The organism is Pseudomonas sp. LF020, from assembly GCF_053456425.1.
This window is the reverse complement of record NZ_JBRFIX010000001.1, coordinates 520991-534871: the sequence shown is the minus strand read 5'-3', so window position 1 is coordinate 534871 and position 13881 is coordinate 520991. Positions and strand designations below refer to the sequence as shown.

Annotated in this window: 13 protein-coding genes and 1 pseudogene; 3 read left to right on the top strand and 11 right to left on the bottom strand. The window is 59.7% G+C overall.

Features of this window, described 5'->3' with window-relative positions:
- Positions 1-105: 105 nt before the first annotated feature.
- Together ACU680_RS02490 and ACU680_RS02485 are read right to left on the bottom strand one after the other, a co-directional pair.
- A pseudogene (locus ACU680_RS02490) lies at positions 106-882 on the bottom strand (PAS domain-containing protein); the annotation flags it as partial.
- Between the two features lie 408 nt (positions 883-1290).
- Positions 1291-2181, bottom strand: a complete 891-nt coding sequence (locus ACU680_RS02485; protein WP_448178563.1) for a LysR family transcriptional regulator — start codon at positions 2179-2181, stop codon at positions 1291-1293.
- 99 nt (positions 2182-2280) lie between these two features.
- On the opposite strand from ACU680_RS02485, the gene gstA reads away from it, so the two are divergent.
- The gene (gstA, locus tag ACU680_RS02480; RefSeq protein ID WP_448178562.1) at positions 2281-2874 is read left to right on the top strand and encodes a glutathione transferase GstA; all 594 of its coding nucleotides are present in this window, start codon (positions 2281-2283) and stop codon (positions 2872-2874) included.
- A gap of 125 nt (positions 2875-2999) precedes the next feature.
- On the opposite strand, the gene ACU680_RS02475 is transcribed toward gstA, so the two are convergent.
- The 4 genes from ACU680_RS02475 to ACU680_RS02460 all read right to left on the bottom strand — a co-directional run bounded on the left by ACU680_RS02475 (position 3000) and on the right by ACU680_RS02460 (position 6612).
- The gene (locus ACU680_RS02475; protein ID WP_448178561.1) at positions 3000-4013 is read right to left on the bottom strand and encodes an ABC transporter substrate-binding protein; all 1014 of its coding nucleotides are present in this window, start codon (positions 4011-4013) and stop codon (positions 3000-3002) included.
- A complete protein-coding gene (locus tag ACU680_RS02470) occupies positions 4010-4537 on the bottom strand; it encodes a sigma-70 family RNA polymerase sigma factor (RefSeq protein ID WP_448178560.1) in 528 nt (175 codons plus the stop codon). The genes ACU680_RS02475 and ACU680_RS02470 overlap by 4 nt, the downstream gene beginning before the upstream one ends.
- Before the next feature lie 198 nt (positions 4538-4735).
- Positions 4736-5527, bottom strand: coding sequence for a phosphate/phosphite/phosphonate ABC transporter substrate-binding protein (locus ACU680_RS02465; RefSeq protein WP_448178559.1), 792 nt, complete (start codon positions 5525-5527; stop codon positions 4736-4738).
- 143 nt (positions 5528-5670) lie between these two features.
- Positions 5671-6612: a fatty acid desaturase gene (locus ACU680_RS02460; protein WP_448178558.1), complete on the bottom strand. Its 942-nt coding sequence runs from the start codon at positions 6610-6612 to the stop codon at positions 5671-5673.
- A 324-nt stretch (positions 6613-6936) separates the two neighbouring features.
- Here ACU680_RS02460 and ACU680_RS02455 point away from each other — a divergent pair, with 324 nt between their 5' ends.
- Complete coding sequence (locus ACU680_RS02455) at positions 6937-7344, top strand: GNAT family N-acetyltransferase (protein ID WP_448178557.1); 408 nt, start codon at positions 6937-6939, stop codon at positions 7342-7344.
- 89 nt (positions 7345-7433) lie between these two features.
- Here the strand turns inward: ACU680_RS02455 and def are convergent, their stop codons facing one another.
- From def to ACU680_RS02440, 3 genes are all read right to left on the bottom strand, one after another.
- Complete coding sequence (def, locus tag ACU680_RS02450) at positions 7434-7973, bottom strand: peptide deformylase (RefSeq protein ID WP_103522058.1); 540 nt, start codon at positions 7971-7973, stop codon at positions 7434-7436.
- Between the two features lie 2 nt (positions 7974-7975).
- A complete protein-coding gene (locus tag ACU680_RS02445; protein ID WP_108589055.1) occupies positions 7976-8926 on the bottom strand; it encodes a YihY/virulence factor BrkB family protein in 951 nt (316 codons plus the stop codon).
- A gap of 162 nt (positions 8927-9088) precedes the next feature.
- Positions 9089-9280 (bottom strand): CsbD family protein, encoded by a 192-nt coding sequence (locus tag ACU680_RS02440; RefSeq protein WP_003227408.1) that lies wholly within the window; start codon positions 9278-9280, stop codon positions 9089-9091.
- A 196-nt stretch (positions 9281-9476) separates the two neighbouring features.
- Between ACU680_RS02440 and ACU680_RS02435 the strand changes: the two genes are divergently transcribed.
- On the top strand, positions 9477-9854 hold the full coding sequence (locus tag ACU680_RS02435) for a hypothetical protein (RefSeq protein WP_007969330.1): 378 nt from the start codon (positions 9477-9479) through the stop codon (positions 9852-9854).
- A 123-nt stretch (positions 9855-9977) separates the two neighbouring features.
- Here the strand turns inward: ACU680_RS02435 and fadD1 are convergent, their stop codons facing one another.
- Together fadD1 and fadD2 are read right to left on the bottom strand one after the other, a co-directional pair.
- Positions 9978-11675 carry a long-chain-fatty-acid--CoA ligase FadD1 gene (gene fadD1 / locus ACU680_RS02430; RefSeq protein ID WP_448178556.1) on the bottom strand — a complete coding sequence of 566 codons (1698 nt, stop codon included), beginning with the start codon at positions 11673-11675 and terminating at the stop codon, positions 9978-9980.
- A gap of 362 nt (positions 11676-12037) precedes the next feature.
- Positions 12038-13726: a long-chain-fatty-acid--CoA ligase FadD2 gene (fadD2, locus tag ACU680_RS02425; RefSeq protein WP_448178555.1), complete on the bottom strand. Its 1689-nt coding sequence runs from the start codon at positions 13724-13726 to the stop codon at positions 12038-12040.
- Positions 13727-13881 lie beyond the last annotated feature (155 nt).

Genomic DNA, 13881 nt, shown 5'->3' with positions numbered 1-13881 from the left:
CTGTACGGTTTGTTGCACGACCTGTGAGCCTTTTTGCGCGCAGGCGTCGTTTTGGACCGAGGTGCTGTGGGCCGATTCCGCGGCGTTTTGCAGCGTCGTCATCTGGCTGGTGATGTCGCTGGCGAACTTGACCACCTTGTACAACCGGCCCTTGGTGTCGAACAGCGGGTTGTACGAGGCTTCGAGATAAACCATCTGCCCGGACTTGTTCTTGCGTTCGAAACGGTGCGAGTGATATTCGCCGCGATTGAGCGACGCCCAGAACGCCTTGTACTGCGCCGATTCGGATTCGGAACGGTGACAGAACATGCTGTGGTGGTGACCGACGATTTCGTTGAGCGAGTACTGCATGGTTTTCAGAAAGTTGTCGTTGGCGGTAATCACGTTGCCTTCGGGCGTGAACTCGATCACCGCCATCGAACGGCTGATTGCCGCGAGCATGCTTTCTTCTTCGTGCTCTTTGTTGACCCGGGCGGTGATGTCCGCCGCCACTTTGATCACACTTTTGACTTGTTTGTCCGGACCATAAACCGGCATGTAACTGGCTTCGAGCCAGATCTCCTTGCCGGACTTGTTCAAGCGCAGAAACGTGCCGCTGATCGGCTCACCCCGGGCCAAGTCGCGCCACAATCTGGCGTATTCCTCGCTGCGGTAAAACGCTTCTTCGCAAAACACCCGGTGATGTTTGCCGCGCACTTCCTCGGCGCTGTAGCCCATGGTCTTGCAGAAGTTTTCGTTGGCATCCAGAACAATGCCTTCGGGGGTGAATTCGATCATCGCCATCGAACGGCTGATCGCCTCCAGCTTGGCGTTGGCTTCGGTCAAGGCGCAGCTGAAACGCTCGATCTGCTGCAGGTCAGCCTTGTGATGTAGGTTGAACATGGTTGTATCACCTTCCGCGCGGTCTTTTGATTTGATGAAAGTTCAGGTCTTTCAGAATCCACCACTACGTTCCACAGAACAGGCACACGCATTCCTCCACAGGAGGAAGTTGTCAGGTGATAAATGACGTTTAATCAAAGAGTCCATGCAGCGACGCTCTAATCAAGACATCCTTCTCTTGATAGCCCGCGAGCGGGCCAGCCCTAACGTGCAGAAGAACTTCCATGTAAAACAGGCTCCTTGTTGGTTCAGTGTCCGGTGCCTTTGAATGCGCACTCTGGCAGCGTTGAAATCACGGCTAACCGATGACGGTCGACATAGTTAGTTACAGCTCAGCATAGCCAGCGCGAAGCCTTGCGCAAGGCCACTAGTCGGCCAGTATCTGGCACTTTTTGCACAAGAAACGGTTCAGCGAGTGGCAGCGACCGCCGTATCCGCCAGCAGATCCAGCAAGGCCTGCACCGCCGCTGACGGCGTCTGCCCCGCAGGCAGCACCAGCGAAAACACCCGTTCGATACGTGGCTGCAGGGCAATCACCCGCAAGCCCTGACGCTCGGCCGGCAAGGTCATTTCCGGCACCAGGGTCACGCCGAGGTTTTCCCGCACCAGAGTGAAGGCGCTGCTCCATTCGCGCACCTCGACCCGCACATCCTGCAACTGCAATCCGGCTTCGGCGGCGAGGCTGCGGGCGTTGGTCGAGCAACCGCCGGTGGCCAGCACAAATGGCAGCGCCGTCAGCTCTTGCAGGCTGACGCCCTGTTCGGCTCCTCGCAGTGCAAGCGGATGCCCTGCCGGCACCACCGCCACCCATTCATCACGACCCAACGGCCCGGCGTTGCGCTCGGGTGCCGGGTTGAGCACCACGCCGACATCCACCAGACCGGCCGCGAGCAGGGTTTCCACCTCGTCGTCGCTGACCTCCAGCGCCACCACTTCGATGCCCGGATACAGACGATTGAATTGCCGCAGCAGCGGCGGCAGAAAACTCGCCAGCACCATCGGAAAACTCGCCAGACGAATCGTCCCGCGCAGCATCGGGCGTACGTTGTCGACGGTCTGGCGAATGGTCTGCAGCGCACTGAGCATCAGCCGCGCCTGCTCGATCACCGGCAGGCCGATGGCGGTGGGCAATGTCTGTCGGCTTTCGCGGCTGAACAGTTGCACGCCGAGGGTTTCTTCCATCAGCGCCAGGGCCTGGCTCGCCCCGGACTGGGTCATGCCGACCCGCTCGGCCGCGCGGGTGATGTTGCCGTGATCGGCCACGGCGACCACCAGCCGCCAATGCATCAGGTTCATCATGCCAGTAGCTGTCCTTATGGCTGCTTTCTGAAAGATTAATTTTACCGAGGGGGCGGCGCACTATGACACTGGCGCCAAATCCTCACCAGAGAGCTGCCGATGAAGCTGTATTACGCCCCGCAAGCCTGTTCGCTGGCGCCGCACATTGTGCTGCGCGAACTGAAGCTGCCCTTCGTGCTGATCCGCGTCGACAACCGCAGCAAGCGCACCGCCAGCGGTGAAGACTTCCTGGCGATCAATCTCAAGGGCTATGTCGCGGCCCTGCAACTGGACAACGGCGCGGTGCTGACCGAAGGTCCGGTGATCCTGCAGTATCTGGCGGACCTGCAACCACAGTCAGGGCTGGCGCCGGCACCCGGCAGTTTCGAACGACTGCGTCTGCAGGAGTGGCTGAATTTCATTTCCAGCGAGATCCACGGCGGCCTCGGCGCGCTGTTCGATGAGCGGTTGCCGGTCGAGGTGATCAAGGAGAAGTTGTTCAGGCGTTTTTCGGTGTTGGTCGCGGTGCTGGAGCAGCAGGAGTATCTGCTGCCGAGCGGCTTCAGCGTGGCGGATGCGCTGCTGTTTGTGGTGTTGCGCTGGGCCGGGTTGTTTGACATTGATTTGGCGCAGTGGCCGGCGCTGGCGCGGTTTCAGGCGCGGATTGAGCAGCGGCCGACTGTGGTGGCGGCGTTGGCGGCAGAAGCGGCGTAGGCCGGTGGATTATTCGCGAGCAAGCCCGCTCCCACACTGGATTCGGGCAAGCCATGGACCCAGTGTGGGAGCGAGCTTGCTCGCGAAGGCGGTAGCTCAAACGCCACAGATCAAACAGTTGAAACTCAAAGCCCCGCCGTCACCCTGCTCGCCACCTCCCCCGGCACCCACGCCTGCCACACCTGCGGCTGGTCGCGCAAAAATGCTTCGGCGACCTGCCGTGGTGGCTGGCGTTTTTCGCTCATTCCGGCCAGGGTCTGGTTCAGCAGATCAATCGGCAAATCGACTTTCTCGAAGAATGTCACCAGCTCCGGATACTGCGCCTTGAACGGTGCCGACACGCCGATCGCCAGGCTTGCCGGCATCGAGCGGGTGCCCTTGGGGTTCGGGTTGCTGGCATCGGCCAGGGTTTTCCAGGCTTCGGCATCGAACGGCGGTTCTTCGAGCTTCACCAGTTTGAAGCGCCCGAGCAGCGGCGTCGGCGACCAGTAATAGAACAGCACCGGTTTGCCGCGTTTGATCGACGACGCCACCTCGGCATCCAGCGCCGCGCCGGAGCCGGTGCGGAAGTTGACGTAGCTGTCGGTCAGCGCATATGCCTTGAGTTTCTGGCTGTTGACGATCTCCGAAGTCCAGCCGGTCGGGCTGTTGAGGAAACGCCCACGGTTCGGATCTTCCGGGTCGCGGAATACGTCCTTGTAGCGCGGCAGGTCGGCGACCGATTTCAGCTCCGGGGCCAATGGTTTGATACCGCGCTCGGGGTCACCCTTGATCACGTATTCCGGCACCCACCAGCCCTCGGTCGCGCCTTTGACCGTGTCGCCGAGGCCGAACACCTTGCCTTCATTGGCCGCCTTGACCCACGCCGGACTGCGCCCGGCCCATTCCTCGCCGATCACCTGAATATCGTTTTTCGCCAGCGCCGCTTCCAGGCTGACGGTGCTGCCCGGCAGCGTATCGGTCGGGTAGCCATAGCCTTTCTCGACGATCAGGCGCAGCACTTCGGTGATGAAACTGCCGCTTTCCCAGGTGATGTCACCGAAGTGGATCGGTGCGGCTTTTTCCGCCGCCGAAACAGCGCCGACGCTCAGGCTCAGCGCCAGCAACGAACGGCCGAGCAGGGTTTTGATCGATCTCATGCGGACCTCTTGTCTGTCAGGATTTGGTTGGCGCTGTGGCGATCGCACAGGGCCTGGGAACGGCTCATGTAAGCGCTGACCGAACGCTGGGAAATGCCCAGTTCGGCGGCGATTTGCGGATAAGTCAGGCCATCGATCCGCGCCAGCAGGAAGGTCGAACGAACCTTGCCGGGCAGGCGTTGCAGGCTGCGGTCGAGGCGCTTGAGGGTCTGGCTCAGTTGGGCGAGTTCTTCAGGCGAAGTGGCGACATCGATGTCGATCTGCTGCGCATGCCGGCGCTCCAGATCCGCCCGGCGCCAGCGCTGATAGAGCAGGCGTTGGGCAATTGTGGTGAGCATGGCGCGGGGTTCACGGATCGCCGTGACACTGGGTGACTGAAGCAACTGCGCGAAGGTTTCGGCAGCGATGTCTTCCGCGCTTTCGGCGTCGTGCAGCTGCCGGCGCAGGTAAGTGCACAGCCAGCGGTAGTGGGCGCGGAACAGTGCGTCGAGATGATTGCGGTGAACGGTGTCGGCGCCGGACATAGGGGCTCCTGGGTAAGGGGTCGCTGAATGTCCGGTGATCCGGTGGCGCGATCGTAGCAAGGCGCCTTATGCATTAATAATATTTATATTTCATTTTTATATTCTTTTTGGCGATATAAGAGCGAAAGATCGCAGCCTTCGGCAGCTCCTACAGGTCGACCACATTCCAATGTAGGAGCTGCCGAAGGCTGCGATCTTTTAGCGCAAGCAGCCATAGCCCAACTCTACAGCCTCACGCTGATAGTCGAGCACAACCCGATAATCGCTTTCACTGGCAGGCAACACTTCAGGCAAACCAAGGATCTGCGCCACATCCGGCAGTTCACGCAACGCAAGATTCATAACCCGACGCATCTGTTCGATCTGCTCATCAGTGGCGTTAGCAACGGTGATAAACGGCAACGTCGGGCTGAGCGCACTGCGCGCCACTACCCGCAAACCGCTGACTTCTTCCGGCGCATGCTGAGCGAGATAGGCATAGGTCACGCTGTCGATGGCCGCCAGGTCGGCGTGACCGTCCCGCAACCAGCGCAAACTTTCGCGGTGTGCCCCACTGATGCCGACCGTGGCGAAAAACTGCCCGTCGCGCTGCAGCGGCGCCAGGCGCTGACGCAACAGGTTCATGCCGCTGTTGGAGTCTTCACTGTTGATCACCCCGCGACTGCCGCGAAAATCCGCCAGGGTTCTGCGGCTGTCGTCAGCACGGCTGAGGATCAGGCTGCAGTGATGGCCGGCGCTGGCGTCGGGCAGTTCGTAGCGCGGACGAGCGACGATGCGTACCTGACCGCGCAACAAGGTCATCAGTGGATAGCCGCAGGTTTGGGTCAGCAGCAGATCCGGGGATAACCAGAGTTCGGGGAGCGACAGGCTGGCGGCGTCCAGGCGGGAGCGGCCAAGGTGTTCGAGGATGCGGGCGATCCAGCGTTCGTTGGCCGCGCGAATGGGCTCGGGGGCGGTGTACATCAGCAGTTCGGTGAGGTGTTGGGTCATACACTTTATTCCCGGACAACAGATTTCCACTGTAGGCCTTCGCCTGCTCGCGATAGCGGTGTGTCAGTAACCTTTTTCGTTGATTGACACACCGCTATCGCGAGCAGGCGAAGGCCTACAAGGGATTTGTGGTGTTTTTGAGATTAGTGGAAAGGATGCTGCGGACTGTCGATCGGCCTGAACCCGTGCTGCCGCCACAACTGCCCATAACCTTGCACCAAAAATCCACCACTGCGCGCCACCCACTGCTCGCGGCGCATCCGGTAGGCCGCCGGCAAGTCGTACCACGCCAGCCCCGGCAGATCGTGGTGCACCAGATGAAAATTCAGATTCAGAAACAGCCAGCGCCACGGCCAGCCGGCCTCATTGAGCACGGTACGCTGCTCCGGCTGTGCGTGCGGGCGGTGTTCATAGTAGGAGCGAATCATCGCGATCGACAGCGCCGGCACGCTGATCAGCAGCAGGTAATGCCACACCGGCAATACGCTGTACCGGGCGATGAACCACAGCATCAACACGGTGAAAGCACCGTGGGTCAGCCACATCAGCCAGGCCTGGCGCTCACGGTTTTTCAGGCGTTGCAGCTCTTCGGCGGCCAGCGTCAGCAACGCCAGCGGCGCGCCAATCGCAAAACGCCCAAGTACGGTCTTGTTCAGCCAGTGCAAGCCTCGCTCGAATAGCGAACTGCCTTGCCAGTGCGACGTTGTCAGGTAACGGCTCTCCGGATCAACGCCGGGCACCGTCAGGTGTTCATCGCGGTGATGCAGCAGATGGCTGTCTCGGTACAAGGTGTACGGGTACCACACCGCAAAGGGTGCATAACCGAGGATTTTATTGAAAAGCACCGAGCGGGTCGGATGCCCATGCAGCAATTCATGCTGCACCGACAGCCACAGCACCAACAGCGGAATCAGCAGCAATGTGCTCCAGCCGCGACCCAGCCAGACGCTATTGAGGATAATCGCGAACCAGCCGCCATACACCCCGATCAGCAGCAGCCACGTAGGCCACTCGGTGCGGGCGGTGAAGCGCTGGCGCAGGGTTTCGATCTGCTGGCGATGGTCGGCGTCGAAGTAATTCGGCATGGCGTGGCTCGGAACAGGAATCTTCCCCTTCTGTGCAACGAAGCCGAGCAATCTTGCAGATTATTTTTGCGCTGAAACGGGAGCCCGGGGGACGGGCTCCCGAAGGACGTGATCAATGACCGAAAATATCGACCTTCTTGGCTTTCTTCTCTGCACGTTTTTCAATAGCGGTCTTGGCCGGTTTCTTCTTCGCGGCTTTCTTTGAATCCATACCTTTGGACATGATGCGTACTCCACTCACAGGGATGTAGGCTCAGGTATACACCTATCGCGCGTCGCGCGTTCTTTTATAATCGGCACTTTGCCCGCCGCCAGTCCGATCCCATGCCCGATACCCGATACAGCCTGCTCGACGAGCCTTTGTGGCCGTTGATGAACAAGTTTTACCGCCGCCACCAATCGTCGATGAAGGCGGTGCGCGATGCGCAGTTGTGGGTGGCGCGGCGCGAGGACATCGTCGCCGCGTTGTGCCTACGGCCAGTGGCGGGCGGGTATTGGCTGACCGGGCTGTTTGTCGATCCGGGTTGCCGTGAGCAAGGGATCGCCGGGCAGTTGATTGCGGCGGCGGTGAAGGATCTGCAGGAACCGGTGTGGCTGTTCTGCCATCCGGATTTGCGCGGGTTTTATGAGCGACGCGGTTTCAGCTTTGACCCCGCCCTGCCCTATGCGCTGGCCGAACGGTTGAGCCGGTATGCGCGGAGCAAGCCGATGATTGCGATGGGGCTTGTTTGAAGATCAAAAGCTCAAAAGATCGCAGCCTTCGGCAGCTCCTACAGAGATCAGTGTAGGAGCTGCCGAAGGCTGCGATCTTTTGATTTTGCTTAATCGTCGGCTGCGGGATCGAGATCCGGGAACATCACTTCGGTAAAGCCGAACTTGCTGAAATCGGTGATGCGCGACGGGTACAGGCGGCCAATCAGATGATCGCACTCGTGCTGCACCACCCGCGCGTGAAAGCCTGACGCCACGCGTACGATCGGCTCGCCCTTGGGATCAAAGCCTTCGTAGCGAATCTGCTGATACCGATCCACCGCGCCGCGCAGGCCAGGCACCGACAAACAGCCTTCGAAACCCTCTTCGGTCAGCGGACTCAACGGCGTGATCAGCGGATTGATCAGGATCGTCTGCGGCACCGCTTCGGCGTCCGGGTAGCGTTCGCTGTGCTCGAAACCGAAGATCACCAGTTGCAGGTCGACGCCGATCTGTGGCGCAGCCAGGCCGACGCCACCGACACTTTCCATGGTCTGGAACATGTCATCGATCAGTTGCCACAGCTCGGGGCTGTCGAACATTTCCGGCGGCACGGGTGGAGCAATGCGCAGCAGGCGTTCATCGCCCATTTTCAGAATTTCACGGATCATGGTCAGACTTCGTCAGTGTCCGGCTTGAGCGAGTGGTCACGCCCTAGGCCAGAGACATGTTGTTTGGGATGTTCATCGAGTTCGCCGGGGACTTTTTCGCCCTCGTCCTTGCCCTCGCTGGACATGTGCTCGATCACCGCGTTCATCTCCGCCCCGAGCAACAGCACGGCGGCGGAAATATAGAAATACAGCAACAGCACAATGATCGCCCCGATGCTGCCATACATCGCGTTGTAGTTGGCGAAGGTTTTGACATAGAACGCAAAGCCCAGCGAGGCAACGATCCACACCACCACCGCCAGCACCGAGCCGGGCGTAATGAAGCGAAATTCCTGTTTGACGTCGGGCATCACGTAGTAGATCAGGGCCACGGCGACCATCATCAGGATCACGATCACCGGCCAGCGCGCAATCGTCCACACCGTGACAATGAAATCTTCCAGACCCACCTGCGCGGCAATCCAGCCCATCACCTGCGGCCCGAGCACCATCAGCGCGGCGGCTACCAGCAACATGCCGGCGATGCCGACGGTGTAGAAAATCGACAGCGGGAAGCGCTTCCAGATCGGCCGGCCTTCGACCACGTCATACGCGGCGTTCATCGCGCTCATCATCAGTCGTACGCCGGCAGACGCGGTGTACAGGGCGATGACGATACCGATGGAGAGCAAGCCGCCCTTGGACTGCTGCAACTGATCAATCACCGGGTTGACCTGCTCCAGCGCCTGCGGCGGCAATACCAGTTCCGACTGCAGGCGCAGCCAGGTGAAGAAGTCCGGCAGGTGCAGGAAACCGATCAGCGCGATCAAAAACAGAATGAACGGGAACAGCGAGAACAGCATCTGGTAGGCCAGTGCCGAGGCATAGGTCGACATCTCGTCGTCGACGAATTCAGTGACCGTGCGCACCATCACCCGGTGCAGTGGCAGACCTTTCATGTCCGGAAAAATCATTCGCGTCTCCTTTCGCCGCATTACAGGTTGAAGTCGTGGCGACTCAGGGGCGGTTTTTACATCACGGTAGTCTACTTGGCGACCCTTGGTGGCGCGCGCAAGCTTTTGACACAAGAACGGCCATCCCTGGATGGCCGCTCGTGCGTTTCGTTCAAGGCCGGATTACGCCTTGTCGACACCTTTCTTGATGGCGTCTTTGGCTTTGCCGACTGCTTGCTGGGCTTCGCCTTTTTTCTCTTGAACCTTGCCTTCGGCCTGCAGCTTGGTGTTGTCGGTGGCTTTACCGACGCCTTGCTTGACGTTGCCGACTGCTTCGTTGGCCATGCCTTTTACTTTATCGCCAGTGCTACTCATGGTGTTTCTCCTTGGTGCATTGAAGGGGAAAAGTCAGTACGTAATGATTGACCGGGCGGGTTTGCCACGAGTTTCATTTATTTTTGCCGTTCATTTCGTCGTGCCATGCAGGTTGGGCTTTATGTTTGCCACGCAAGCCCCGAGAATGCGCACCTATGGGCGCCGTGCGCCAACGATCAGATCCCGCAGGAATGTTATGAAACTCGATAAAAAGCAGGCCATTGCCCGTCGCAACCAGGAACTGGGCGGCGCTGTGCTCGGCACCAACAACTGCCACTTCGCCGAACTGAACCGCAACCGCAACATCTGGTGGTTCGACCTGCCAGTGACGCGCCTGGCGGTCGGTCAGTACGAGTGGATTCACCTGCTGATGCACACCCCGGCCACCGACGAACTGCTGCACCTGAAAGTGCCGACCGTGTTCTTGCGGGAAAAACTCGAAGGCCTGGTGATTCGCAACGAAGGCAAGCGCAAGGCGGCGTTGAGCCTGGAATTGAGTGCGGACAAGGATTCGTATCTGCAGGACATGCGCCCGGCGGGGACCAACGTGAATTTCGCGCCGTTCCGCCAGTAACTACCGCATAAAGCAAAAGATCGCAGCCTTCGGCAGCTCCTACAGAGTTCAATGTAGGAGCTGCCGAAGGCTGCGATCTTTTGATCTTCAACAAAAAGCCCCGCATCTGCGGGGCTTTTTGCTTCAGGCGGCGTTCTTCGCCTTGATCTTCTTCAGCTCTTCGTCGCGCAGCTCGCGGCGCAGGATCTTGCCGACGTTGGTGGTCGGCAGCGCATCGCGGAATTCCACCGAACGCGGCACCTTGTAACCGGTGACGTTGGCGCGCATGTGCTCCATCACGGTTTCCTTGGTCAGGGTCACGCCCGGCTTGGCCACGATGAAAATCTTGATCGCCTCGCCCGACTTCTCGTCCGGCACGCCGATGGCTGCGCACTGCAACACGCCCGGCAGGGTCGCCAGCACGTCTTCCAGTTCGTTCGGGTAAACGTTGAAACCAGAGACCAGGATCATGTCTTTCTTGCGATCGACGATGCGCATGTAGCCATCCGGCTGGATCAGCGCGATGTCACCGGTCTTCAACCAGCCTTCGCTGTCGAGGATTTCGTCGGTGGCGTCCTGACGCTGCCAGTAGCCCTTCATCACTTGCGGGCCCTTGACGCACAGCTCGCCGATTTCGCCCATAGGCTGCTCGACACCGGCATCGTCGATGACTTTGCACAGGGTCGACGGCACCGGAATGCCGATGGTGCCGATCTGGATGTTCTGGATCGGGTTGACCGTGGCCACCGGGCTGGTTTCGGTCATGCCGTAACCTTCGCAGATCGAGCAACCGGTCACTGCTTTCCAACGCTCGGCCGCCGCCAGTTGCAGGGCCATGCCGCCGGACAGGGTGACTTTCAGGTTGGAGAAATCCAGCTTGCGGAAACCTTCGTTGTTGCACAACGCGACGAACAACGTATTGAGGCCAACGAAGCCGCTGAACTTCCACTTCGACAGTTCCTTGACCATCGCCGGCAGGTCGCGCGGGTTGCTGATCAGGATGTTGTGGTTGCCGATCAGCATCATCGCCATGCAATGAAAGGTGAACGCATAGATGTGGTACAGCGGCAGCGGGGTGATCAGGATTTCGCAACCTTCATTGAGGTTGGAGCCCATCAGCGCCTTGCACTGCAGCATGTTGGCAACGAGGTTGCGATGGGTCAGCATCGCGCCCTTGGCCACACCGGTGGTGCCGCCGGTGTATTGCAGCACCGCGACATCGCTGCTGTGCGGATTGGCTTCGGCCACCGGCTGACCCTGGCCCTTGCTCAGCACGTCGTTGAACTTGACGGCTTTGGGCAGGTGATAGGCCGGGACCATCTTCTTCACGTACTTGATCACGCTGTTGATCAGCAGGCGCTTGACCGGCGGCAGCAGGTCGGCGACTTCGGTGACAATGACGTGCTTGACCCCGGTTTTCGGCACCACGGCTTCCGCCAGGTGCGCCATGTTGGCCAGGCACACCAGCGCCTTGGCGCCGGAGTCGTTGAATTGGTGTTCCATTTCCCGCGCGGTGTACAGCGGGTTGGTGTTGACCACGATCAGCCCGGCGCGGATTGCACCGAAGACGGCCACCGGGTACTGCAGAACGTTAGGCAGTTGCACGGCGATTCGATCACCGGGCTGCAAGTCGGTATGCTGTTGCAGATACGCGGCAAACGCACCGGACAATTCGTACAGTTCACCGTAGGTGATTGTCTTGCCCAGGTTGCTGAAAGCCGGCTTGTTGGCGAAGCGTTGGCAGGATTGCTTCAACACTGCCTGAATATTCGGGTACTCGTCTGGATTGATGTCGGCAGCAATTCCAGCCGGGTATTTATCCTTCCAAAAGTCTTCGATCATGGAAGCCCACTCCTCAGCAACGCGAATTCTTCACCGCATTTGATGCGATTATTATTGGTGTGTGTTTTGTATTGGTGAATCTGGCTTTTCTACAGGCCGAGAAGTCACAAAGCGCGCCGAGAGTAGCAGCTTTGCCGAGGGCCGACTAGAGCCAAAAGCGGCCTCCATGGTCACTTTAATGACTCAAGACTTTCTAACAGTCATTTTAGAGCAAAAATCCTATACCCGCCTGAAAGCCCCGGTTTTCCGGGACTTCACCGCCCAAAAAGCATCGCGGGCAAGCCCGCTCCCACAAGGTTGATGGAGATCCCTGTGGGAGCGTGGCTTGCCCGCGATCCGCGCAACGCGCGGCCATTCACCGATCAGGCGATATCGCGCAACTCCCGCCGTAGAATCTTGCCGACCGGCGTCATCGGCAACGACTCACGCAGCACGATGTGTTTCGGCACCTTGTAAGCGGTGAAGTTTTCTTTGCAGTACGCCTTCAGTTCCTCGAGACTGACCCCGGTTTCCCGCGCCACCACAAACAGCTTCACCGCCTCCCCTGAACGTTCGTCCGGCACACCGATCACCGCGCAGTTGGCGACTTTCGGGTGAGCCATCACCACGTCTTCGATCTCATTGGGGTACACGTTGAAACCGGAGACGATGATCATGTCCTTCTTGCGATCGACGATGCGCACGAAACCGTCCGGGTCGATCACCGCAATATCACCGGACTTGAACCAGCCTTCGGCGTCCAGCACTTCGGCGGTGGCCTCGGGTTTGTGCCAGTAGCCTTTCATGATCTGCGGCCCCTTGATGCACAACTCGCCGCGCTCGCCCATCGGCTGCTCGACGCCCTCATCATCGATGACTTTCAGCAGCGTCCCCGGCACTGGCAGGCCGACGGTGCCCAGGCGCGACTGGGTGCCATACGGGTTGGTGCAGGCCACCGGCGAGGTTTCGGTCAGGCCGTAACCTTCGGTGATGCGGCAACCGGTGATCTGCTCCCAGCGCTCGGCGGTGGCCTTGACCAGCGCGGTACCGCCGGAGTTGGTCAGCTTGAGGCTGGAGAAATCCAGGGTCTTGAAGTCCGGGTGCTCCATCAGCGCGACGAACAACGTATTCAGGCCGAGCAACGCCGAGAAACGCCAGTTCTTCAGCTCTTTGATGAAGCCTGCAATGTCCCGCGGGTTGGTGATCAGCACGTTGTGGTTGCCCGACACCATCATGCACATGCAATTCGCGGTAAAGGCATAGATGTGGTACAGCGGCAGCGGCGCCACCATCACCTCCTGCCCTTCGCGCAGCAGCGGCTGACCGTCCGGGCCCAACTGCGCAAGACACGCGCGCACCTGCTGCATGTTCGCCACGAGGTTGCCGTGGGTCAGCATCGCGCCCTTGGCCAGACCGGTGGTGCCGCCGGTGTATTGCAACACGGCGATGTCGTCGAGACCGACTTTCAGCGGCTTGATCCCCAGACCACGGCCCAGGCGCAGCGCACTCTTGAACGAGATCGCCTGCGGCAGCGAATAGTCCGGGACCATCTTCTTCACTTTGCTGACCACGGTGTTGATCAGCCAGCCCTTGGCGGTGGGCAGCATGTCGCCCATCTTCGCTTCGATCAGGTACTGGATGTCAGTGTCCGGCAGCACTTCCTGGACCTTCTGCCCGAACATGTTCAGGTACACCAGCGCGCGGGCACCGGAGTCCTTGAACTGGTGACGCATCTCGCGCGCGGTGTACAGCGGGTTGGTGTTGACCACGATCAGCCCGGCGCGCAAGGCACCGAACACGGCAATCGGATATTGCAGCACGTTGGGCATCTGCACCGCGATGCGATCCCCCGGCACCAGATCGGTGTGGGCTTGCAGGTAACCGGCGAACGCCGCGCTGTAGCGCTCGAGTTCAGCGTAGGTCAGGGTCACGCCCATATTGCTGAAGGCCGGCCGGTCGGCGAATTTCTTGCAGGAACGCTCAAACACCTCGATCACCGACTTGAACTCGCCCATGTCGATGTCCAGTGGTACGCCGGCGGGGCGTTTGTCATTCCAGAAATCAGGTTGCATTGTTCTTGTCCTCTTTACCTGAATCGATCCGGGAGCCGCTTTTCTGTGGTTTCGCGCTGATCCCTAAGGGCACAAAGCAAAAAGCGGAGCTTCACGGACACTAGCAGTTATGGCCATTGAGGCAAATATGGGCGATGGCGACATTGATCGTATGA